Raw genomic sequence first — 22,965 nt, 5'->3', positions numbered from 1 at the left:
TAACTGCCGTTCAGGCGTTTGCAAAGCCCATTTTAAATCACATGCCCAGGGACTTCAAAAGTTCGTCTGCATCGTCGGAGGAAATCGCCGCGGCCGGTGCGGCATCCTTCTGGGCGGCTTGCTCGCGCTCCAGCAGAGTATCCGGGTCCTCGACTACGCTCTTCTCGAAATCATGCAATTTAATAAACTCGGTGCGGTCGATCGCCAGCTCGAGATAGAAGATGTTGTTACGCTCGGTGAAGAAGGACACGCGGCGCATTTCAGGGCGATCCAGCGGGGTATCGACGCTCAGGGTCACCTGTTTGTTCAGCACCAGCATCTTCGGCTGGTTCTGGGTGATATTGGTCTGCAGCTCGCTGCGCACCTTGCCGGTGAAGTCGCCGACGATCTGGTTCATCAATTCGCCCATGATGTTCGCCACTTCGTCTGAAGTGAAGGAACTGGCCAGCTCCGACTTCGGCATGCCCATGCTGAGCATATAGCGCTCATAGATTTCCATCGCCGCTTCAGCCGAGAAGTTCAGCACCACCAGGCCGGTAAAGCCGCCATCGAACAGCACGAAGCAGCCGATATCAGGCTTCAGGCCCACCTTGGTGATGCGCTGGACCATGGCCGAGTAGGTAATCCGGCTTTGCGACGCCACGTTCAGCACGCGGGTAACGGACGAGCAAAGAGTCGTCAGCAGGTCTTCGGTGCCGTACACCACCCGCTCTTCTTTTGTAATCATTCTTCAAATGCTCCGGATTGGATCTATTGGATATCTTGAAGAATAACTGATTCCACCTTAAAAGCATAATCTGCCACGATAGCCAGACACAGTTCGGCTATCGTGGCGCACTCAATCATTCAGAAGTAAATCAGCCGCCCTTCGACATTGGCTTGCGCCTTGGAGTAACTGACACGGTGCAAGAGCTTATTCTGACCGTCGAGCAAGCTGATTTCCCCGCCCTTGTTCGATAGCGCAAACGACCCCTTAGGCAAATTGATGGTCACACTTGCCCCGGCGGGTATCGTTTCCGCCCCAGCGGGAATCGCCAAGCGGTGTTTTCCAGCGTCACGCAGCACGCAGTTCGCCAGCGACACGTCAGTCAAGCCGCCGTTCGCAAGGATGATGCGTTCCTGCCCCTGGTCCTCTCCAACGGGATTCACCAGAGCAGCAAGGATTCGCACCTTGCCGCTGTCAACCTGCTCCACCGGGATGTTTGGCTGGGTATCGGTCTGCACATCCGCGCCAGGTCCAAGGTAGACGGGGTAGAAAGTACGGATATGCTGATTGTCATCGCTACGGAACAGCTTCAGGTCGTAGCGCGCGCCGTTGATGATGGCTTCCTTGGGAGCGCGTGCGCCGAGGTGGGCTCGCAAGGTTCCCAGTGCCATCAGGCCTTCCACGCTACAGCCGACAAAGAACCCACCGGTCGGCTTGGTCAGCGGACGCAGTTTCTTGCGATCATAATCCGGTGCCATCCATTTATAGGAGATCGTCACCGATTCAGGAAATTGTTCCTGGCCGTTGTTCTCCAGTCCACGCACATAGACAATGCGGTCGTTGCGGAAGCCGGGGAATGGCAAATCGGCGAGCGGCTCCATGCCGTCGTCCAGCCAGTACTTGTACCAGAAATGGTAGCCCTGTACTTTCGGCCCTTGCTGCTCACCGACGAACACATGTTCGAAGCCGGACAATGCCGGATCGCCGCCGCCGGCGAATGTCCGGAACCACATCTCCAGCAAGGTCGAATACCAGCGCGCATTGCTGATTGCCGTACCCGTCGCCTGCTCCACGTATTGGCGCGCCACCAGCATGGGCGGCGTGTCGACGACAGCTTGCAGTAGTTCGTGGACCTCTTCCCGCTCGCGAGGAGTCTCCGTTTCAAGGTCCTGCTCGTCGAGCGCATAGTTGTCGAACAGGGCGCGCGCCAGGTCATAGGTGTGCATCTTCTGCTGTGGAATGAATACGCTGGGCAGCAGTTTATGGTCCTCGACCGCACCACCCTCACCCAAATTTGTCTGTGCCACCACTTTGACAAAGCCTTGCACCTCGTCCAGCCTTTCATGCGCGTTCGCCAATACAGGCCTGACGCCGTTGCCTTTTTGGTCAGCGTCCCATATCGCCTGATAGATGTTCATGCCGTCCTCCTTTCGCCCTATTTGATTGCCATCTTCATGAATGCCTGCACCCGTTTGGCGCGCAGGCTGCCCGCCCTGTATTTCGTCAACCAGCTATCGTTTTCGCTCAACTCCAGCGACGCCTTCGCTTCCTGGTCTTGCGGATCTTGCGCCTCTTTGCGGGTCGAGCGGAAATAGTAGTGGTTGAACAGGCGATTGAATTCCGTGAAGTAGATGTCGGCCACACGCCTGTTGCCGCGGATGAACAGCATGTTTTCATCGTTCTCCCGTGTGGAGTTCGCCGAGAAATTTGCCGAGCCGGTGATGACGATCGGGTCGTCGCCCAAGGGGTCTTTCAACAGGAATTTGGAGTGAATGAAGCCGACGTTGACATTCAGCTTCAACTGTTTGGCGGAGACCTCCTGGGCCCACTGGTAAATCGGGTCTTCGATGACGGAGCCATAGGCCATATATGTATTGTTCTCCGGCTTTAGTCGTATAAAGCTTTCTTCCTTGCCCTTTGCAGCCGCATCCTTTTTCTCCAGCAGGAGGAACGTCAGCGCATTCGAACTGTCGTTATTCGCGAGACGGGTCTTGAACTCTTCGTTGACGCCGAAGGCGAGCGTAATGCAGGCTAGGTCTTGCGCGCTATCCAGCAAGTCGGCATACATCTGAAGAACGACCAGGCCAGGACGCGGGCTGAAGATCGGAGTGACACCTTGCGGATACTTGGTCCAATCGGCGCCGGCGCCATCGATCTCGGCGACGTAGCGACGCAGCGCATCGTTCTGCTTGCGCGCATCGGCGCCTGCATCCTCGGCTTTTGCTCCCGGATCGCGCGATAGCAGGTCCCAATAGTCCGCAAAGCGCTGCGCCACCGCAGAGTTACGCAGCCAATGCCCCACATTAGCTTGGCCATGGATCCCGCCATCGGACAGGTTGGTCGAACCAGTCCAGACTTCGAGGGGCTCTCCATCACGTACCAGCACCATGAACTTGTTGTGTTGAATCGCGCTTGGGCGTGCCTCTCGTGGGATCACCCCTTCCAGGCGGCTTTTCTCGATCGCGTCCAGATTGGCTGCGCGCGGCTCATCCTCCGCGTTTGCCTTTTCATCGACAATCAACTTGACGTCAACGTTCCGCTCATTCTGTGCGCGCCGCAGTGCCTGCAGCACCGGCATGTATTTAAATTCATAGAAGCAACCCAGTAAAGTGTCACCGGGTTGCGCCGCATCTATGAAGCGGATAATCGCCTCTTCCAGCGACCTGGCAAGCCATTTCAAGGCTTCGTCGGCGCGCTCGACTTCCCCCTTTGCACGCAATGCTTTCGGGCTCAGATTACCGAACTTGCGCTCATACGCCTGGCTCCCTGCGACACCGCGGTTGAAGAAGATATCGTGCTCATCTTCGGAGAATTCCAGTTCGGTCTCCACCTTCAAGTGGATCGGCTTCGCGGCAGGTTCCAGGCCAGCTGGAGTTCCTTTAAGTGGATGGAAAATGTATTCGTATTGATGGTCCGGCTTAGCGGTCAAGTCGTCATACACGAAGCTTTGCACGGGATGCTCGTCGGTGCGTACCGCCACACCAGGCGCTGGTGCCGTCGACCGGAAAGTCTTATAGCCATACAAGTAGTAACTCTCGTTTTCCGTCATGTCCCGCCGTTCGATTGCGAAACCGAGAAGTCCCTTTGTTTTAGCTTCGCTCGAATCGATCGCAAAACTGACAGCATCTGTGCCGGCCACGGCATACACTCGGTACCCGTCGACCAAATCTGACTTGAATCGCATAAAACGCTCCTGTTGACGGCAAACGAAATCCCCATCCCAGACCGCGAAGGGGGAACGATTGGAAACAACAGGACGGCGCCAGTCCCGGCAGTAAAAGTACGTTGGGCGCGAGCAACCCGTCAATGCCGGGCTGCGTCAAGTGCAAAAAATATACTTCTTGATAATTGTCAAACTTCGCATTTCCCCACTGAGTGCGACAGCCAGGGTTTCAAGGGCAAACTTAGCTGTGTGCTATTGTTGCCGCATGAAAAAAATTTATACCACCCTGGCACTGGCCTTTTTTGTAGCGGTTCCCGCCAAAGCCGACCGCACTGCGGACATTGACCGCATCGCCAAGCAATATCACGCACTCGGCCAGCTTGACGGCTCGGTCCTCGTCGCCGATCACGGCAAGGTGATTTACCACCGCGCTTTCGGCCTCGCGAATCGCGAATGGCAAATCCCCCACACCACGGACACCGTCTTCCGCGTCGCCTCGCTGACCAAGCAATTCACAGCCACGCTCGTCATGCAACTGGCCGAACAAGGCAAGCTGCGGCTCGACGACCCGATTGGCAAATACGTGCCGGAACTGAACGCGGAAACCGGCAAGCGCGTCACACTGCACCAATTGTTGAACCACACGTCCGGAATCGTCGATTACGCGAACTTCCCAGGCTTCTGGGCCAATCGCCTGGGCGAAAAAGTCCCGAAGGCCGACTTCCTCGCCATTATGAATCGCCCGCTGGAATTCGAGCCGGGAAGCCAGGCCCACTACAGCAGCTCGAACTACACGCTGCTTGGCTGGGTCATCGAAAAGCAAACCGGTAAGACCTATGGCGAAGCACTGGACAGCATGATCCTGCGCCCGCTCGGCATGCAGCGCTCGGCTTATGACGCGCCGGACCGCATCATCCCGCGCCGGGCTTCAGGCTATGTGCGCGTGCTGGGCGAATACCGTCCCGCCGATCCGCTCTGGATTCCCAACATCGGCGCCGGCGGCGGCGTAGCCAGCACCACGGGCGACTTCTTCAAGCTCGATCGTGCGCTGGCTGGCGACGCCCTGCTCAAGCCCGAATCAAAACGCCTGATGTTCACGCCCTACATCAAAGACGACGTGTGGGGAGATCTCGGTTACGGCTACGGCTGGATGATCGGCACGCGCACCATTGCGGGCAAACCGCGCCTGGTGCACGAGCACGGCGGCAACGGTAACGGCTTCCGCACGCTGGTTACGCGCTATCCAGAGGAAGGCAAGCTGGTGGTGATCTTCCTCAACGAAGGCAATGGCAATAAGGGCCCTGAGATCTACCGCATGCGCAGCGATTTCACCAACGCGATGTATGGCGTCCCTGTCGCGCCTCCCAAGCCCGTCTTGCACGAGCTGCTGGCGGCCGAAATCCGACGCGTTGGCGATGAGGCGGCATTCGCGCACTTCGATGCCATGCAGGCCCGCAGCGGCAAGCCTGAAAGCGGCGACGGGCTGAATCGCCTGGCCTATCAATATGCGGAGGCCAGCCGTGGAACAACCGGCATCGCCATCCTTAAGCGCGCCATCACCCTCTTTCCGCAGGACGGCAACCTGTACGACTCGCTGGGAGAGCTATACCTGATGGCGGGCGACAAGGCCAGCTCCGCGACCGCTTACAAGCGCGCCATTGAGCTGGATCCGAACAATACCAACGCAAAGGAAATGCTGATCAAAGCCCAGCAGCAGTAAGGCTCGGGGGCGTGTCATCCATCGCTTGCCACTCATTGCCCTCCAAGCTTCGGATCGCGCCGCCCCAACTTAGCCTTAAGTAGAGCCGCCCACTCTTGCTTCGCAGAGACCAGCCAGGCCGGAAGCTCGCCAAGGCGCCGCTCCAGTTGCGCCTCGTACAGCGATTCAGGCGCAACGTGGCGGCCCATGCTTTCAACACTACCCATATTTGCCATGCTCACTCCGGAATATGGCCCAACATAACCAACGAGCACGGGATTAACCGCCGTGTATGGACCGTACTGCTTCGTGTCCGAATCAGGCAGGTCCCAGAAATCAAACGTGCTGCTCTCGCCTGGAGCGAGCTGCCCGGTCTGGTGGAAGTTCCAGATTACCAAGCCAGCTAAGTGATTGGGCAAATCAGCATAGTTCCCGCCCTGGCCCCACATGCCGCGGCTCTCAATCGCATCAAACAGCGAATTGCGCACGAAGTTGGCATGCGAATCGATGCCGCGCGAGTTCGGCGCTACATCCCGCCAAAACACAGAACCTGTCGACTGATGTGAGGCGCCGACGCCATGCCACTGGCCTTCCGCCGTCGCATCGATGTTCAACCCGATCAAGCTATACGTGGAAAAGGTGGCGGCAAAACTAAGATGACCGCGATTGCCAGCGATCGTGTTCAGCATGATCGTATTGGCGGCTCCAGCATGGATCACGGCAGGCTGCGTGACATTCTCGAACTGGTTGCGAAGCACCCAGGAATGGACAGTCTGATCCAGTTCGACTCCGCAGAAACCGGAGTCGTGGTAAGCATTCTTATGATGGACAAACGGCTCATTGAAGCCACCTTCGACCCGAATGCCTTCAAAGCCCACATTGCGCAGCACCGGGACTTTGCGCACAGTCCACGGGAGCCGTAGGTCAATGGCCGTCGTCAACGGTGTCTTCAGGTACAGTATTGCGCCATCGACGCTGGCAACCTCATGCGTCTCCAATACTTTGACGCCCTGGCTGTTGATCTTGCTCCAGATCTTGCGCGTCGCCTTACCTTCGAGGTAGCTGGCGTTTGCGGCCATGCTCTGCATCTCGACACGCACGAAATCGCCCGGCTGGAGCGCGACGGCGGACGACAATACGAGTCGAGTGTCGCCAATGCGCGCCGGCGCCGCCAGCGTCCACGCCGGACCTAGCTGACCTTTGCCGGGAGTAAAAGTCACAAGGGCCGGCGCGGCCCACAACTGTTTTGGGTCGGCTGGAGCCAGCGCATTCACCATCTTGAAATGGGTCTGACCCGCGTTGGCCCCGCGCAGCACTACGTTGCTGGCAGAAACAATCAGGCGCTTGGGCGTATGTCCGCTATTGAGAAAATAGGTCCCAGGCTCGAACTGCACAATGCCGCCACCGGCCGCACTGGCCGCGTCGATGGCACGCTGGATCGCATCCGTATCGTCCAGCGCATCGCCCGCGACTGCGCCAAAGTCGGCCACCTTGAAGATCGTAGTATTGACCGGCGATATCCCCCGCTCGCCGTAATGGGCCCCAGCCCAGGAAAAATCGATGTAGGGTCGCTGCGCTTCCGGGCTAATCCCTTCAGCCCATACGAAAGGAGCACAAGTAAGCAACAGAAGACAAAGGAGAGATTTTTTCATGAGATAACGTTACCATACTTAGGCGGACCTGAAAAGCAAAAAGCCCATCAGCCTGTACGCGCTCAAGATCGCGTACAGGCTGATGGGCTTTTCTAGAGTCTGACTCCCCGACCTGGACTCGAACCAGGGACCTGCGGATGAACAGTTCGGTGGTCTATGCCTCCTGCGCGAGCGGTTCGATCTCTTTCGCGATTGCATTACCTGCCAATGTCTCGGCCACACGAAGGTCGTACGCACTTTGCAGGTTCATCCACCCTTGTGCCTCGCTGCCAAAATACCGTTCCAGACGCAAGGCCGTATCTGCCGTCACACCGCGCTGGCCCTTGGTAATTTCACTGAGGCGGGAATAGGGAACGCGCAACGCCAAGGCTACAGCGCGAACGCTGACACCCATAGGTTTAATGTAGTCCTCCATCAAAATTTCACCTGGATGGATTGGTCGCATTCCATTCTTGAACATGATGTACTACTCCATACTAATGAGGATCTTCGATCCGAACGTCACAAGGGCCATTTGCGCCCCACATGAAACTCAATCGCCACTGATCGTTGATACGCACGTGCCAAGCGCCGTTATATTCCTTCAAATCATTACCAGGTGGTACTTTCATAAAGTTCACCGATGGCGCCGCGTCGAGCTGGGCCAGCTTACGTTCGGCGACGCTCTTAATGTTGGCAAAGCGCCGGCTCTTGCCTGTTGTGAAGAGGGCCTCGGTGTCTGGACACGCAAAGGACTGGATTGACATGGATTCATGTTATCCGTTATCCGGATAACGGTCAACTTGGTTGCCTTGAGAATTGCGTGCCTGAAAAGCAAAAAGCCCAACCTGTGAAGGCTGGGCTTTTCTATATTCTGGCTCCCCGACCTGGACTCGAACCAGGGACCTGCGGATTAACAGTCCGTCGCTCTACCGACTGAGCTATCAGGGATCATTCTCTGACCGCGTTGCGATCAGAGAGCAGCATATTAAAGTACCTTGGCGATGGCGTCAACTACCACATCAATATTCTTCGAATTCAGCGCTGCGACGCAGATGCGGCCGGTATCCACAGCGTAGATCGACTGTTCGCGCAGTTTGCCTACCTGCTCCTTGCTCAGGCCGGAGTAGGAGAACATGCCAACCTGCTCACGCACGAAGTCGAAATCGTGGCCTGGGGCCTTGGCTTTCAGCTTCTGCACGAAGGCTTCGCGCATTTCCTTGATACGTACGCGCATGCCGGCCAGTTCGTCTTCCCACATCTGGCGCAGTTCCGGGGTTGCCAGGGCGGTTGCCACGACCTTGCCGCCGTGGACCGGTGGGTTGGAGTAGTTGGTGCGCACAACGCGCTTCAGCTGCGACAGCAGGCGTGCAGCTTCTTCGGAGGATGCAGCCACGACGCTCAGGGCGCCCACACGCTCGCCGTACAGCGAGAAGGACTTGGAGAAGGAGTTCGACACCAGCAGCGCCACGCCGGTAGCGGCGAAGCGGCGTACCACAGCGCCGTCTTCTGCGATGCCGGCGCCAAAGCCCTGGTAAGCCATGTCCAGGAACGGCACCAAGCCGCCCGCGACGACAGCGGCGATCACTTCATCCCATTGGCCCTGGGTCAGGTCGGCGCCGGTTGGGTTGTGGCAGCAAGCGTGCAGCAGCACGATGGAACCACGTGGCATAGCTTTGATTTCGGCCAGCATGGCGGCGAAGTTCACGCCATGGGTGGTCTCGTCGTAGTAAGCGTAGTTATTGACTTTGAAACCGGCGCTTTCGAACAGGGCGCGGTGGTTTTCCCAGCTTGGGTTGCTGATGTAAACCTCGGATTCCGGGGAGAAACGCTTCAGGAAGTCGGCGCCGATTTTCAGCGCGCCGGTGCCGCCCAGTGCCTGCACGGTCACGGCACGTTTCTCTTGAATTACGGCGCTGTCGGCACCAAATACCAGCTCTTGCACAGCCTTGTCGTAAGCTGCCAGGCCTTCGATCGGCAGGTAGGTACGCGGGGCGTGCTGCTCGATCAGGATTGCTTCCGCCTTTTCCACGCACTTCAGCAGCGGCACTTTGCCATTGTCGTCATAATAGACACCTACGCCCAGGTTAATTTTCGCTGGGTTAGTGTCTGCATTAAAGGCTTCGGTGATGCCGAGGATCGGGTCGCGCGGGGCCATCTCGATGGCGCTGAAAACGGAAGAGGTCGTCATGATTAAATTGGTAACGTTTTGGGGCGGAGCGTTGCAACAGCTAGCCGGCACCCGAAGAAAATCCGGTCAGGGCCGCCGACAATCGCATATTCTATCAAAGGTCAGCATTAATGTCTGAAACCCAAAACACAGCAACCCCGGCGGCGGAAGTTATCACTTTCCCCGATTCGCCGTACCGCCTGCACCAGCCCTTCCCTCCCGCAGGCGACCAGCCGACCGCGATTGATGCGCTGTGCGAGGGTATTGAGGACGGTTTATCGTTCCAGACCCTGCTCGGCGTGACGGGTTCGGGCAAGACCTACACCATGGCCAATGTGATCGCCCGTCTGGGCCGCCCGGCCATTGTGTTCGCGCCGAACAAGACTCTGGCGGCGCAGCTGTATTCCGAATTCCGTGAGTTCTTCCCGGAGAACGCGGTTGAATACTTCGTGTCGTACTACGATTACTACCAGCCGGAGGCCTACGTGCCGCAGCGCGACCTGTTCATTGAAAAGGACTCTTCCATCAATGAGCACATCGAGCAGATGCGCTTGTCCTGCACCAAGTCGCTGATGGAGCGCCGCGACGTGGTGATCGTGGCCACCGTGTCGGCGATTTACGGTATCGGTAACCCGAACGAATACCACCAGATGATCCTGACGCTGCGCGCCAAGGACCGCGTGGCGCAGCGCGACATCATCGCCCGCCTGATCCAGATGCAGTACACGCGCAATGAGATGGATTTCGGCCGCGGCACATTCCGCGTGCGCGGCGACACCATCGACATCTTCCCTGCTGAACACGCGGACCTGGCGGTGCGCCTTGAAATGTTCGATGACGAGCTGGAATCGATCCAGCTATTCGACCCGCTGACCGGCAAGGTCAAGCAGAAGATCCCTCGCTTTACCGTCTATCCTGGCTCGCACTACGTGACGCCGCGCGCCACCGTGCTGCGCGCCATCGAGACCATCAAGGAGGAATTGCGCGACCGCCTGGAGTTCTTCCGCAAAGAGACCAAGCTGGTGGAAGAACAGCGCCTGGAACAGCGCACGCGCTTCGACCTGGAGATGATGTCGGAGGTGGGCTTCACCAAGGGCATCGAGAACTACTCGCGCCACTTGTCCGGCGCCAAGGCCGGCGAGCCGCCGCCTACCCTGGTTGACTACCTGCCGCGCGATGCGCTGATGTTCCTTGACGAATCGCACGTACTGATCGGCCAGTTTTCGGCCATGTATAACGGCGACCGTTCGCGTAAGACCAACCTGGTGGACTACGGCTTCCGCCTGCCTTCCGCGCTGGATAACCGCCCGCTGAAGTTCGAAGAATTCGAGTCGAAGATGCGGCAGACGGTATTCGTCTCCGCGACACCGGCCGAGTACGAGAGGAAGAATGCAGGTGCGGTGGTCGAGCAGGTTGTTCGTCCGACTGGCCTGGTTGACCCGCAGGTGATCGTGCGCCCTGCCCGCACCCAGGTCGACGACCTGCTGGGCGAGATCAACGACCGCATCGAGAAGAATGAGCGCGTGCTGGTCACCACGCTGACCAAGCGCATGGCGGAGCAGCTGACCGAGTACCTGGGCGACCATGGCATCAAGGTGCGCTACCTGCACAGCGACGTCGACACCGTGGAGCGCGTGGAAATCCTGCGCGACCTGCGTATCGGTACTTTCGATGTGCTGGTGGGGATTAACCTGCTGCGCGAGGGCCTGGACTTGCCTGAGGTGTCGCTGGTGGCGATCCTGGATGCGGATAAGGAAGGCTTCTTGCGTTCGGAGCGTTCACTGATCCAGACCATTGGCCGTGCGGCGCGTAACCTGAATGGCGTGGCGATTCTGTACGCGGACAATATGACCGACTCGATGAAGCGCGCGATCGACGAAACCGAGCGGCGCCGGGCGAAGCAGATTGCTCATAACGAGAAGATGGGCATCGTGCCGCGCGGCGTGAAGAAGATCATCAAGGACATGATCGATGGCGTGTACAGCGCCGCGGCTCGCGAGCAGCTGGAGGTGGCTGAGGAAGCGGCGAAGTATGAGGCGATGAGCGAGAAACAGATCAGCAAGGAAATCAAGCGGCTGGAGAAGCTTATGCTTGATCATGCGAAGAACCTGGAGTTCGAGAAGGCCGCGCAGGTGCGGGATCAGTTGCACCATCTCAAAGAGCAGTTGTTTGGGGCGCCGGGGGCGGACGCGCTTTAAAACCGGTAAACCTGGGTCAGACCCGAGGGTCTGACCCAGTCAGCGCAACGGCCGCGGGTTTCGGTTGTGCGTCTTTGACCTTCGTCGAAAGTCAGAAGCCTTGCCCCCATACCCATGGCAGCAAGACCGTTGGGGGTCTGACCCTGCGGGTCAGACCCCGATTTACCGGGTTTAAGAAGGCTGCTTAACAATACGCAGATAAGGTTTCGGTGCCTTCCAGCCATTTGGATAAATCGACTTGGCTTCATCATCGCTGACCGAACCAGCAATGATCACATCTTCACCATCTTTCCAGTTCACCGGCGTAGCAACGCGATGCTTCGCGGTAAGCTGCATCGAATCCAGCACGCGCAGGATCTCGTCGAAATTACGGCCGGTGGTCATCGGATAAGTCAGCATCAGCTTGATCTTCTTGTCCGGGCCAATAATGAACACAGAACGCACGGTAGCATTGGTGGCAGCAGTACGGCCATCCGAAGTACCTGCCTCTTCAGCCGGCAGCATGTTGTACAGCTTCGCAACGTGCAGGTCGGTATCGCCGATCATCGGATATTTCACTGTAGCACCTTGAGTTTCCTCAATGTCAGCGGCCCACTTGGCGTGGTTCTCGACCGGGTCAATCGACAGGCCGATGATTTTGGTATTGCGCTTGGTGAACTCAGGCTCGATCTTGGCCATATAGCCGAGCTCGGTGGTGCAAACTGGGGTGAAGTCCTTCGGATGCGAGAACAGAACGGCCCACTGGTCGCCAATCCACTCGTGGAAATCGATTTGGCCCTTGGTGGTCTGGGCTTTGAAATTCGGCGCGGTATCGTTGATGCGCAGGGACATGGCAGCTCCTTTAATGATTGGCTTGGCGGGAACAATATCGTGCCACGCCGTCATTATCACCGCAACATGTTTTAGTCGCCCAGCGCCCCCAAACCATCGACAATGGTCTCGACCAAATCGGCTATGGCAGCAATACCGTCAACAAGGTCGCCTGCGCTTGCCTCGTGCTCCATCGGTTTGGGATTTGCCAAGCGCATCCTGGCCTCATCGCGCCGCGCAATTTCCCCTGCCGGCAGAAGCACGTCCGCAGGCAAGTTTGCACCGCAGTACAGGCAGCGCGGGAAGTCGCGGTTCAGAACACCACGGCCGCAGCCGGCACAACTAAAACGCGGCGCCGCTTCGGTCATGCACCCGCCGAGTCACGCACCAGCACCGCGCCAACCAGGTCGCCTTGCGAGACCAGCGAAGAGCGGCCCTGAGCGTCGAGCGCGAACATGCCGCGGCCATTGCTGTAGACGATGGTGCCGTTCGGCGTGATATCGAAAGAACTCACATTGCTGGCCACGACGGCCTCGCTGCCGCCGCGCGTGCGGCGCACCAGCTGCCACGACGACGGCACCAGAGAAGGAATGCCGCCGATACTGGCCTCGCGGCGCAGCGCGCGTTCAGCATCGATACGCTTACCCTGCAACATGATGTCCTTCATGTCCGCCTGCATCGGCGTGCCGTTCGCGCCGGTCAGCGGCTTGCGCGAGTACATCAGCGAGAAGAAGTTCAGGTAATGGAAAACTGCGCGCAGAAGGCGGAATGGGAAAAAGATCGTATCCAGCACCACGTTGCCCGCGTTGTATTGCGGCGGTTCGTAAGGACGGCGGATGAAGAACAGCACGCCATCCGCGGCCACGCGCGGCGACAGGAAATCGTAGCGCGTGTCTTCCAGCACCGGCGTCACGCGGCCAGTCGTCGTATTCAATTCCTGCAGAGTCACGTGGCCGATGCCCGCCCAGCCACCCTGCTGGTTACGCGCAATGCCCGCTGACTGGTAGATCACCACGCCCTCATCGCCCGGCACCGCCGTCGGCGCCGAATCGATGGTGTCGCCGCCGGTCAGTTCGCGCAGGCCGTCGCCGGAAACGCTCATCGACGCAATGTGACTGGCGCCACCCCGCGATTGCATGGTGCAGAAAATCATCTGGCCGGACGGCGACAGGTTCATGTCCTGCAATTGCAGCTGCTGGCGGTGCAGCAGGCGCTCTTCATGGCCGCTGGCGATATCGTAAGAGAACAGCCCGCCCATGCCGTGGTCGGCCTGGAAGTACAGCAGCTTGCCTTCGCTGGTGAAGCGTGCCGACGAAATCATGATTGGATCGGTGTCGCGTTCGAAGTCACGGTAATTGCCGTGCGCGGCAACGCCGAAAGCAGTGTCCTTTTTCCACGCATTCTTTTCGCGGCTGCGCTCAGCGCGGTCCATGGCCTGCTGCGCATAAGGGCTGGTGATTTCCTGCACCGCGCCATAGCCGCCCTGCACGAACAGCTTGCCGTTGGACACCCAGCCAATCTGGACCGGCGGCGCCGTGCCGCCCATCGTCGCGGCTGGCGCCGGCCCCTGCGAGCCGGCCGGCTGCACGTACTGGTTGGTCGACTTATAGAACAGCACGACCAGCAGCACAACGATTCCCAACACAATCAGGACATGCATGGATCACCCTCGTTCAGGCGCCGCCGGCGCGGCAAATACTGTCGATTATAGGGCTATTGCCAACCAGAAAAAGTCACAAAAAATCACAGGGTCTTGACGAACTCGCGCACGCCGCCCAGCAGCATTTCAATGGACATCGCGGCCAGGATCAGGCCCATCAAGCGTTCGAAGGCAGTCATGACCTGCGTGCCCAGCACCTTTTGCAGCCGTTCGGCGCCAAGGAATACGGCCAGCCATACCACCACCACGGCGGCCAGTGCAGCAACGTGCACGATCACTTCGCCCGTGCTCTCGCGCGAGAACAGCAGCACGGTCGCCAGCGCGGACGGGCCGGCCAGCGCGGGAATCGCGAGCGGCACGATGAATGGTTCGCCGCCCTCCTGCTTACCCAGCACGCCGTCCGGATGCGGGAACACCATGCGGATTGCGATCAGCAGCAGGATCACGCTGCCGGCGATGCGCAGCGATGCTTCCGACAGGCTCAGGGCCTTGAGGAAGTGGCTGCCGAAGAACATGAACACCAGCAGCACAACGAAGGCGATCAGGCATTCGCGCACCACGATTTTGGGGCGCCGCTTGGGCGGCACGGTCGCCAGCGCGGAGGCAAAAATAGGAACGTTACCGAACGGGTCGGTCACCAGCATCAAAAGGATGAAGGTTTGGAAGAAGTCTTGGGTCATGAATGCGAGTTTACACTACCGGCATGCGCCGGCGAAGCGGCAGCCGCACTCCCCTTGCCCAGCTTGCGGTCGCAGGCTTCAACGCTGGCCACGTCCGGCCACAGCTCCGGCATGACATGCTCGCCCAGTTCCTGGCGCAGCTTGACGTATGTTTCGCGGTCGTTGGCGCGGCAGGCGAAGGAGGCGAATTTGTTGCGGCCGCGCTGGTCCTGCGGGTGCCGCTGCAGCAAGTCTTCAAAGCCGGTCTTCACCATGCGCCATTCCGGCAGGCCGCGCTGTTCGCGGAACTGGATCGCTTCACTGCCATTGCCGTCCTCGCGCCAGTACAGGCGGGCATACATGCCGCTGCCCTCCGCCGACTTGGTGAAGTAGGCGGCGCGGCGGGCGAACTGGTCGAACTGCGCCGGACTGCCGCCCCAGCGCGGGCTGTAGGCGCGCGACATGGCGAAGTGGATCTGCAAGTCGTTCGGGAAAGCCTGGACGGCATCCAGGTAGGCGCTGGCAGCCGAACGGCGCGACCCGGCCCCCTCCAGCCGCAGGCTGATATTCAGGCTGTGCCACAGTGGGCAAGTATTGGACTGGCCCTTCACTTGCAGCAGGCGCGCGACGCCATGGGCCAACTGCTCCTGGTAGAAGGCCATGGCTTCCTTTTGCAGCTGTCCTACGGCCCCTAGACGCAGTTGCGAGGCATAGGCGCGCCAGTAGATGGCTTCTATAAGGGCGCCGGCCAGCGAATCGGGCTTCTCCTGGCGCCATTGGTCGAGCGCGGCATGGTCGGCCTCCCAGGCTTGCGTGGTGCGAAAATGACTGTCGAACTGGGATTCGAAACTTGCGGGATCGACCGTGCAGGACTCGCGCAGGCCGCGTTCGATGGCATCGAAGCGGCGCTCGGCCCATTGCTTCTGCAGCGTGCCGGCCTTGGTGGCGGGCGCACTGCTCCCTGCCGGGTCGGCAGGAGCGATAGCAAGCAGCAATGACATCAACAACGTTGGAAACATCACAATCCCGGCAACAGCAAAATGATGCCAAGAATTGTATAGTCATTTCTTTTCAGTAATGTCGCAAATATCCACGAATTGCTATTTTTTTAGCAGATTGTGGCGGATTCTGTACACTCGCTTCTTTTCCGTTTATTTGAATGAAAGAAGATGATGAAGCGACTGATATCCACCTGCCTGATTGGCGCGAGCCTGACCCTGGTCCTGGCAGGCTGCAACCGTAGCCAAGCGCCGGCGCAGGCCGAAGCTGCCGCAAGTGCCCTGCAAAAGATCGATACCGTTGAAGGCACTGGTAAGGAAGCCGCCTCCGGCGCGACCGTCGTCGTCAACTACACTGGCTGGATTTACGAACCGAATTCGCCGCAGCAGCACGGCGCGCAGTTCGATTCTTCTGTCGGACGCAGCCCATTTGTCTTCCCGCTCGGCGCGGGGCAAGTAATCCCGGGCTGGGACGAAGGCGTGAAGGGAATGAAAGTGGGCGGCAAGCGCACCCTGGTCGTGCCCGCAGCCATGGGCTACGGCAGCAATGGCGTGGGCCCGATCCCGCCTAACTCGAACCTGATCTTCGACGTCGAGTTGCTGGAAGTACGTTAAAAAAAAGCGGAAGGACATATCCTTCCGCTTTTTTTATCAGGCGCCGGCTTCGCCTTTTTTGATCCAGGCCGCCAACTGGTGCGGGCGCAGGCCATCGTAGTCTTCGAACGGCTGGTGGATCCATGGGTTGTGCGGCAGTTCTTCCATCTGGTAGTCCGGCTTGAAGGCGGAGCAGCCCTTGGTCCAGATCACGGCCGAACGCACTTCGGTCACGCCTTCGAAGTTCTCCTTCAGGTGCTTCATCACCTTGGTCAGGGTCACGCCGGAATCGGCCAGGTCGTCAACCAGCAGGATCTTGCCCGACAGCGGGCCCTTGGTCATGGTCATGTACTTGGCGATATCCAGGTCGCCGCGCACGGTGCCGGCTTCTTCACGGTAGGAGCTGGTCGACAGGATCGCCAGGGGCACGTCGAAGATACGCGAGAACACGTCGCCGGGACGCACGCCGCCGCGCGCCAGGCACAGCACCATGTCGAACTTCCAGCCCGATTCATGGACCTTCAGCGCCAGGCGCTCGATCAGGCGGTGATACTCGTCCCAGGAGACCCACAGGTGCTTTTGGTCGGATTGCGGAGTGCTCATTCTTGCTTTTCCTTCTCTCTGAAATTGGAAAGGCGGGTCAATGACCCGCCCTACTGTCTGATACTGGCGGGTCTTAATGGCCCGCCTTGCAATGCATTACTCGAATGGATGGCGCAGCACGATGGTTTCTTCGCGGTCAGGACCGGTGGAAACCATGTCGATCGGCACGCCGACCACTTCTTCGATGCGCTTGATGTAAGCGCGTGCAGCTGCCGGCAGTGCATCCATCGACTTGGCGCCGACGGTGCTTTCCGACCAGCCTGGCATTTCTTCGTAGATCGGCTGGCACAGCGCAGCGTCTTCGGCGCCGACCGGGAAGATGTCGGAGTGCTTGCCGTTGATGGTGTAGCCGGTGCAGATCTTCAGGGTTTCCAGGCCGTCCAGAACGTCCAGCTTGGTCAGGCACATGCCCGACACGCCGTTGATCTGCACGGAGCGGCGCAGCAGCGCTGCGTCGAACCAGCCGCAACGACGGGCACGGCCGGTCACGGTGCCGAACTCGTGGCCCACGGAGGAAAGGTGATGGCCAACGCCTGCATCGGTCGGCAGTTCGGAAGGGAACGGACCGGAACCAACGCGGGTGGTGTAGGCCTTGGTGATGCCCAGGATGTAGTGCAGCATGCCAGGACCGACGCCGGCGCCGGCAGCAGCATTGCCTGCCACGCAGTTCGACGAGGTGACGAACGGATAGGTACCGTGGTCGACGTCCAGCAGCGAGCCTTGCGCGCCTTCGAACAGCAGCGAGCCGCCGGCTTTATGGGTCGCGTACAAGGCGGACGAAACGTCGGTCACCATTGGGCGCAGGCGCGGCACGTAGGCCAGCGCGTCGTCCAGGGTCTTCTGGTAATCGATCTTCGGCGCTTTGAGGTAGTTTTCCAGGACGTAGTTATGGTAGTCCAGGTTCTCTTTCAGCTTTTCTGCAAAGCGCTCTGCATTCAGCAGGTCGGCCACGCGGATGGCGCGGCGGGCGACTTTGTCTTCGTATGCAGGGCCGATGCCTTTGCCGGTGGTGCCGATCTTGGCGGCGCCGCGGGCGGCTTCACGCGCTGCATCCAGTGCGGTGTGGTAAGGCAGGATGACCGGGCAAGCCTCGGAGATCTTCAGGCGGGAAGACACTTCCACGCCGGCCGCTTCCAGCTTGTCGATTTCGCGCAGCACGTCAGGCACGGACAGCACAACGCCGTTACCGATGTAGCAAGCCACGCCTGGGCGCATGATGCCCGAAGGGATCAGCTGCAGGGCGGTCTTTACGCCGCCGATCACGAGGGTGTGGCCCGCGTTGTGGCCGCCCTGGAAGCGCACCACGCCTTGAGCGTGTTCGGTCAGCCAGTCGACGATCTTGCCTTTGCCTTCATCGCCCCACTGGGTACCGATAACAACGACGTTCTTTGCAGTTTTGTTTGACATCACAATTAACCTAAGTTTTTGAGAATCCAGTTACTACCACTTTCGTCGAGCACCAGCGCGCGATCGCACTCGAACTCGTCCTGTTCATCGTTATGACCCGGCAGCGACTGGATCACAACTTCGCCGGACTTGCGCAGTTCGGCGATTTTTTCTTTCAGTTCCGGCGCATTGCCCCAAGGCGCGCGGATCGAATGCTTGCGTTCCGCGGTCGGCAGCAGGCGTGCCAGCTCGCGCAGGTCCAGCGAGAAGCCGGTGGCCGGACGCGCGCGGCCAAATGCCTCGCCCACATGGTCGTAGCGGCCGCCGCGTGCAACCGCGTTCGGCAGGCCCGGCACGTACAGCGCAAACATGGCGCCGCTCTCGTACTGGTAGCCGCGCAGGTCGGCCAGGTCGATCGCAACTTCGGCGCGGCCGATGGCCGATGCCGCCAGCGCCGCCAGTTCGGCCAGCGCGTGGGTGATGCCCGGCAGTGCCGGCAGGTTTTCGCGGGCGCGCTTCAGCACTTCCACGTCGCCGTACAGGTTAGGCAGCTCCAGCAAAGCGGCACGGGTGGTGTCGCTGTACTTGGCGCACTGCTGCTGCAAGCCGGGGACATCCTTGCCGCGCAACAGCGCGACGATGGCGTCGTAATCTTTTTTCGCAGCCGGATCCTGCTCCAGGATCGCGTGCAGCACGCCGACGTGGGTCAGGTCCAGGCGCATGTCGCTGAAACCGGCCAGGGACAGCGAACCGAGCGCCAGTTCCTGGATCTCGGCGTCCGCTTCCAGGCCGGCATGGCCGTAGATCTCGGCGCCGATCTGGAACGGCTCGCGGGTCGAATGCAGGCCGGACGGGCGGGTATGCAGCACGGAGCCGGCATAGCACAGGCGCGTCACGGTAGCGCGGTTCAGCAGGTGGGCGTCGATACGCGCCACTTGCGTCGTCATGTCCGCGCGCAGGCCCAGCATGCGGCCGGAAATCTGGTCCACCAGCTTGAAGGTGCGCAGGTCGGTGTCGGCGCCGGCGCCGGTCATCAGGGACTCGACGTATTCCAGCAGCGGCGGCATGACCAGCTCGTAGCCGTACAGCCGGAAATTATCCAGCATCAGACGGCGCAACTCCTCGATCTTGCGTGCTTCCGAAGGCAAGACGTCGGCAATATATTCAGGCAAAAGCCAATTCGGCATGGTTGGTGCTATTGAAATATAAACAATGCAGGCGCAAAGCTTCATCCGCAAAAGCGGATGACCAAACCGCGTATTTTACGCGAATTTGCGGCAGTGCGGGAAAATTCTAGACCGGTAAACCGGTGCCTGGCCCGCAGGGTCAGGCACCTGAAACGCGGCCGTCGCCATACTTGCAGTGAGGGACGGGAGCTGGACCTAGGGCCAGTTCCCGCCGAAGTACCGGCTTATTTACCGGAACCCGCGCTCTTGAAGTATTTGAAGAAGTCCGACTGCGGATCCACCAGCATCACGTCAGCCTTGTTCTTGAAGGAAGCACGATAAGCTTCCAGGGACCGGTAGAACTTGTAGAACTCCGGGTTGCGTCCAAATGCTTCGGCGTAAATCTGGGATGCTTTGGCATCGCCCTCGCCCTTGATCTTCTCCGCTTCGCGATAAGCCTCGGCCAGGATCACGGTGCGCTGCTTGTCAGCATCCGCACGGATCTGCTCCGACTCGGCCGAACCGGTGGAACGTGCTTCGTTGGCTACGCGCAGGCGCTCAGCCTTCATACGCTCGTACACCGAATTGTTGATCTGCTCAACATAGTCCACGCGCTTCAAGCGCACGTCCACGATCTGTACGCCGATCTGCTTGGCCTCGTCGACCACCTTGCTGCGGATCGATTCCATCACCTTGCCGCGCTGGCCGGAAATCACTTCGCGCACGGTGCGTTTGGTGATTTCATCGTTCAGCGCCGCTTTCACGATCTGCTGCATACGATCGCCTGCCCTGCCCTCGTCGCCGCCAAAGGAGACGAAATACAGGCGAGGATCGGTCACACGCCATTTGACGAAGGCATCCACCAGGATGTTCATCTTCTCGGCCGTGATGAAGCGGTCGGCTTCTTTCGGATCCAGGGTCTGGATGCGTTTGTCCAGGTACACCACGTTCTGGAACGGCGGCGGAAGCTTGAAGTGCAGGCCAGGCTCGGAAATCACCTGCTTCACTTCACCCAGCGCGAACACGATGGCGTACTTGCGCTGGTCCACTACGAACACGGTGGACGACAGCAGCATCAGGGCGATAAAGCCCGAAATCAGGATAGTTGCAAAGCGATTCATTAACGGCCCTCCCGGTCACGGGACGATTCACGCGAACGGCTATCACGGCGGTTCGTCTCAGGTGCAGCTTCCGGTGGCAGCAGGACAGCCGCCGGCGGCGGTGCGCTCACGTTGGCGGCGCGCGCTTCGGTGGCGGCCACTTGTGCGATCAGCTTGTCCAGCGGCAGGTACAGCAGGTTGCTGCCGGCCTTGGAGTCGACCATCACCTTGCTGGTGTTGGCGAAGATCTGCTGCATCGTGTCAATGTACATGCGGTCGCGCGTCACGCCCGGCGCCTTCTGGTACTCGGCCAGCACGGACTTGAAGCGGTCGGCATTACCGGTCGCGTTCTGCACGGTCATGGCGCGGTAAGCTTCGGCTTCCTGGATCAGGCGGAATGCCGCACCGCGCGCTTTCGGCACGATGTCGTTGGCATAGGCCTGGCCTTCATTCTTCTGGCGCTCCCGGTCCTGGCCCGCTTTCACGGCGTCGTCGAACGCGGTCTGCACCTGCTCCGGCGGCTGCACGCCCTGCATCGTGACGTTGGTCACCAGCGCGCCAGAGTCGTAGCGGTCGAGAATCAACTGCATCAACTGCTGGGTATCGGCCGCCACCTTCTCGCGGCCCTCGTACAGCACGAAGTCCATTTTGCTGCGGCCGACGATTTCGCGGATAGCCGTCTCGGCCACCTGGCGTACGGTGTCTTCCGCGTCGCGGTTCGAATACAGCCACTTCACCGCATCGCTCAGCTTGTACTGCACGGCGAACTGGATGTCGATAATGTTCTCGTCTTCCGTCAGCATCAGCGCTTCGGAAGCCATCTTGGATTTGGCGCTGCCGCGATAGCCCACTTCCACCGTGCGCACCTGGGACAGGTTGACGGTCTCATTGCCCTGGATCGGGTAAGGCCAGCGCCAGTTGAAGCCGGCACCGGTGGTGTGGCTGAATTTGCCGAATGTGGTGACCACGCCGGTCTGGCCTTCCTGGACGATGAAAGCGCCGGATGCGAGCCACACGAGCACCGCCACCGAAGCCACCGCGCCGAAGGTGAAGCCGGCGCCTTTCATGTCGCCGCCGCCATTGCCGCCGCCACCGCCGCCGGTATTGCTGCCGCGGTTTTTGCCGCCGCCAAACAGGCCATTCAGGCGCTGGTTAAAGTCGCGCCAAAGCTGATCGAGGTCCGGCGGTCCTTCGCCGGGCTTTTTGCCCTCCTGGGCAATGTAGTTGCCGAGCTTTTTCTTGAGAGAGGAAAAAGGCATATTTTTCTTTTAGTGAGATCCTACTTGGGTAAAGGTGAGAATACTGTCTGGCGCCACTTCCTCTTTTGGGTTGGCTAGCGCTTCCTGCTCATCCCGTGCAGCCTCGCAGATCGCCTCGCGCAGCAAGTCCAGGCCGGACCCTGTGCGTGCGCTGATGAATACGCGGGAAATCTTATCATACTCATTACGTTCCACCGCCGGCTCAAGGCCCGCCGCATCGATCTTGTTCCACACCAGGATCTGCGGGATATGGTCGGCGCCGATTTCGCGCAGCACCAGGTTGACCTGTTCGATCTGCTCCATGCGGCTCGGCGAGGCGCCGTCCACCACGTGCAGCAGCAAGTCGGCGTGAATCGTTTCTTCCAGCGTGGCGCGGAATGCGGCCACCAGCTGGTGCGGCAATTCACGCACGAAGCCGACCGTGTCCGACAGCACGACGTTGCCGACTTCCTCGCCCATGTAGACGCGGCGCGACGTGGTGTCCAGCGTTGCGAACAATTGGTCCGCCACGTAGACGCCGGCCTTGGTCAGCGTATTGAACAGGGTCGATTTGCCGGCATTGGTATAGCCGACCAGGGACACGGAGAACGTATGGCTGCGGCCGCGCGCACGGCGCTGGGTCTCATGCTGCTTGCGCAGCTTGGCCAGTTTGGCGCGCAGCATCTTGACGCGCTCGCCGAGCAATCGGCGGTCGGTTTCGAGCTGGGTTTCGCCAGGGCCGCGCAGGCCGATACCGCCCTTCTGACGTTCCAAGTGGGTCCAGCCGCGCACCAGGCGCGTGGCCAGGTGCTGCAACTGGGCCAGTTCGACCTGCACCTTGCCCTCGTGGCTTTGCGCGCGTTGGGCAAAGATATCGAGGATCAGGCTGGTGCGGTCGAGCACCCGGACGTGAAGGCGTTTTTCCAGATTGCGCTGCTGGGCTGGGGACAGCGCATGATTGAAGATGACGATTTCGAGCTTGTGGTCTTGCACTGCATGACCGATTTCGTCGGCCTTGCCGCTGCCGACGAAATACGCGGCATCAGGCGACGACCGCTTACCGGTGATGGTGGTGACCGGATCTGCGCCCGCGGAGCGGGCCAGCAGCATCAACTCCTCGATACTGGCAGCAAAGTCGCCCTGACCGAAATCTACCCCGACTAAAGCTGCACGCATACGAGGTG

Annotated in this window: 21 protein-coding genes and 1 tRNA gene; 3 read left to right on the top strand and 19 right to left on the bottom strand. The window is 59.7% G+C overall.

The genetic code is table 11. From position 1 onward, the window contains the following. Nucleotides 1-37: 37 nt before the first annotated feature. The 3 genes from AC1RTP_RS02060 to AC1RTP_RS02050 form a co-directional block, all read right to left on the bottom strand. Nucleotides 38-727 carry a DUF3334 family protein gene (locus AC1RTP_RS02060; RefSeq protein ID WP_498604346.1) on the bottom strand — a complete coding sequence of 230 codons (690 nt, stop codon included), beginning with the start codon at nucleotides 725-727 and terminating at the stop codon, nucleotides 38-40. A 119-nt stretch (nucleotides 728-846) separates the two neighbouring features. After that, nucleotides 847-2,124: a hypothetical protein gene (locus AC1RTP_RS02055; RefSeq protein WP_498604345.1), complete on the bottom strand. Its 1,278-nt coding sequence runs from the start codon at nucleotides 2,122-2,124 to the stop codon at nucleotides 847-849. Nucleotides 2,125-2,141: 17 nt separating this feature from the next. Further along, nucleotides 2,142-4,013: a phospholipase D-like domain-containing protein gene (locus tag AC1RTP_RS02050; protein ID WP_498604343.1), complete on the bottom strand. Its 1,872-nt coding sequence runs from the start codon at nucleotides 4,011-4,013 to the stop codon at nucleotides 2,142-2,144. Between the two features lie 121 nt (nucleotides 4,014-4,134). On the opposite strand from AC1RTP_RS02050, the gene AC1RTP_RS02045 reads away from it, so the two are divergent. After that, a complete protein-coding gene (locus AC1RTP_RS02045; RefSeq protein ID WP_498604342.1) occupies nucleotides 4,135-5,589 on the top strand; it encodes a serine hydrolase in 1,455 nt (484 codons plus the stop codon). 32 nt (nucleotides 5,590-5,621) lie between these two features. Here AC1RTP_RS02045 and AC1RTP_RS02040 read toward each other — a convergent pair whose 3' ends face one another. The 5 genes from AC1RTP_RS02040 to AC1RTP_RS02020 form a co-directional block, all read right to left on the bottom strand. Beyond that, nucleotides 5,622-7,220 carry a DUF4955 domain-containing protein gene (locus AC1RTP_RS02040; protein WP_498604341.1) on the bottom strand — a complete coding sequence of 533 codons (1,599 nt, stop codon included), beginning with the start codon at nucleotides 7,218-7,220 and terminating at the stop codon, nucleotides 5,622-5,624. Between the two features lie 154 nt (nucleotides 7,221-7,374). Then, nucleotides 7,375-7,680, bottom strand: coding sequence for a HigA family addiction module antitoxin (locus AC1RTP_RS02035; RefSeq protein ID WP_498604340.1), 306 nt, complete (start codon nucleotides 7,678-7,680; stop codon nucleotides 7,375-7,377). Nucleotides 7,681-7,696: 16 nt separating this feature from the next. Continuing rightward, complete coding sequence (locus AC1RTP_RS02030; RefSeq protein WP_498604339.1) at nucleotides 7,697-7,966, bottom strand: type II toxin-antitoxin system RelE/ParE family toxin; 270 nt, start codon at nucleotides 7,964-7,966, stop codon at nucleotides 7,697-7,699. Between the two features lie 108 nt (nucleotides 7,967-8,074). Further along, nucleotides 8,075-8,150 (bottom strand) — tRNA-Asn (locus AC1RTP_RS02025). Between the two features lie 37 nt (nucleotides 8,151-8,187). Continuing rightward, nucleotides 8,188-9,390: an amino acid aminotransferase gene (locus AC1RTP_RS02020; RefSeq protein ID WP_498604338.1), complete on the bottom strand. Its 1,203-nt coding sequence runs from the start codon at nucleotides 9,388-9,390 to the stop codon at nucleotides 8,188-8,190. A 110-nt stretch (nucleotides 9,391-9,500) separates the two neighbouring features. Between AC1RTP_RS02020 and uvrB the strand changes: the two genes are divergently transcribed. Next, on the top strand, nucleotides 9,501-11,567 hold the full coding sequence (uvrB, locus tag AC1RTP_RS02015; protein ID WP_498604336.1) for an excinuclease ABC subunit UvrB: 2,067 nt from the start codon (nucleotides 9,501-9,503) through the stop codon (nucleotides 11,565-11,567). Between the two features lie 171 nt (nucleotides 11,568-11,738). On the opposite strand, the gene AC1RTP_RS02010 is transcribed toward uvrB, so the two are convergent. The 5 genes from AC1RTP_RS02010 to AC1RTP_RS01990 all read right to left on the bottom strand — a co-directional run bounded on the left by AC1RTP_RS02010 (nucleotide 11,739) and on the right by AC1RTP_RS01990 (nucleotide 15,697). Further along, nucleotides 11,739-12,398, bottom strand: coding sequence for a peroxiredoxin (locus tag AC1RTP_RS02010; RefSeq protein WP_498604335.1), 660 nt, complete (start codon nucleotides 12,396-12,398; stop codon nucleotides 11,739-11,741). 71 nt (nucleotides 12,399-12,469) lie between these two features. Then, nucleotides 12,470-12,745 (bottom strand): hypothetical protein, encoded by a 276-nt coding sequence (locus AC1RTP_RS02005; protein ID WP_498604334.1) that lies wholly within the window; start codon nucleotides 12,743-12,745, stop codon nucleotides 12,470-12,472. Beyond that, nucleotides 12,742-14,037 carry a hypothetical protein gene (locus AC1RTP_RS02000; protein WP_498604333.1) on the bottom strand — a complete coding sequence of 432 codons (1,296 nt, stop codon included), beginning with the start codon at nucleotides 14,035-14,037 and terminating at the stop codon, nucleotides 12,742-12,744. The genes AC1RTP_RS02005 and AC1RTP_RS02000 overlap by 4 nt, the downstream gene beginning before the upstream one ends. A gap of 83 nt (nucleotides 14,038-14,120) precedes the next feature. Continuing rightward, entirely contained in the window at nucleotides 14,121-14,717 is a 597-nt protein-coding gene (locus tag AC1RTP_RS01995; RefSeq protein WP_498604332.1) for a MarC family protein, read from the bottom strand. Beyond that, nucleotides 14,714-15,697 (bottom strand): hypothetical protein, encoded by a 984-nt coding sequence (locus AC1RTP_RS01990; protein ID WP_498604331.1) that lies wholly within the window; start codon nucleotides 15,695-15,697, stop codon nucleotides 14,714-14,716. The genes AC1RTP_RS01995 and AC1RTP_RS01990 overlap by 4 nt, the downstream gene beginning before the upstream one ends. A gap of 171 nt (nucleotides 15,698-15,868) precedes the next feature. Here AC1RTP_RS01990 and AC1RTP_RS01985 point away from each other — a divergent pair, with 171 nt between their 5' ends. Continuing rightward, nucleotides 15,869-16,309 (top strand): FKBP-type peptidyl-prolyl cis-trans isomerase, encoded by a 441-nt coding sequence (locus tag AC1RTP_RS01985; RefSeq protein WP_498604887.1) that lies wholly within the window; start codon nucleotides 15,869-15,871, stop codon nucleotides 16,307-16,309. 36 nt (nucleotides 16,310-16,345) lie between these two features. Here AC1RTP_RS01985 and AC1RTP_RS01980 read toward each other — a convergent pair whose 3' ends face one another. The 6 genes from AC1RTP_RS01980 to hflX form a co-directional block, all read right to left on the bottom strand. Continuing rightward, nucleotides 16,346-16,891 (bottom strand): phosphoribosyltransferase, encoded by a 546-nt coding sequence (locus tag AC1RTP_RS01980; protein ID WP_498604330.1) that lies wholly within the window; start codon nucleotides 16,889-16,891, stop codon nucleotides 16,346-16,348. 96 nt (nucleotides 16,892-16,987) lie between these two features. Next, nucleotides 16,988-18,298 (bottom strand): adenylosuccinate synthase, encoded by a 1,311-nt coding sequence (locus tag AC1RTP_RS01975; RefSeq protein WP_055931621.1) that lies wholly within the window; start codon nucleotides 18,296-18,298, stop codon nucleotides 16,988-16,990. Nucleotides 18,299-18,303: 5 nt separating this feature from the next. After that, nucleotides 18,304-19,464 carry an ATP phosphoribosyltransferase regulatory subunit gene (locus AC1RTP_RS01970; RefSeq protein ID WP_498604329.1) on the bottom strand — a complete coding sequence of 387 codons (1,161 nt, stop codon included), beginning with the start codon at nucleotides 19,462-19,464 and terminating at the stop codon, nucleotides 18,304-18,306. 224 nt (nucleotides 19,465-19,688) lie between these two features. After that, a complete protein-coding gene (hflC, locus tag AC1RTP_RS01965) occupies nucleotides 19,689-20,564 on the bottom strand; it encodes a protease modulator HflC (RefSeq protein WP_498604328.1) in 876 nt (291 codons plus the stop codon). After that, nucleotides 20,564-21,802 carry an FtsH protease activity modulator HflK gene (gene hflK, locus AC1RTP_RS01960; RefSeq protein WP_498604326.1) on the bottom strand — a complete coding sequence of 413 codons (1,239 nt, stop codon included), beginning with the start codon at nucleotides 21,800-21,802 and terminating at the stop codon, nucleotides 20,564-20,566. Before hflK ends, hflC begins: the two co-directional genes overlap by 1 nt. 9 nt (nucleotides 21,803-21,811) lie before the next feature. Beyond that, nucleotides 21,812-22,957, bottom strand: coding sequence for a GTPase HflX (gene hflX, locus AC1RTP_RS01955; protein WP_498604325.1), 1,146 nt, complete (start codon nucleotides 22,955-22,957; stop codon nucleotides 21,812-21,814). Nucleotides 22,958-22,965: the final 8 nt, after the last annotated feature.

It is taken from the genome of Pseudoduganella sp. GW821-FHT11H04, assembly GCF_058807935.1.
The sequence above is the reverse complement of the archived record's forward strand: the minus strand, read 5'-3'. Positions and strand labels throughout refer to the sequence as shown.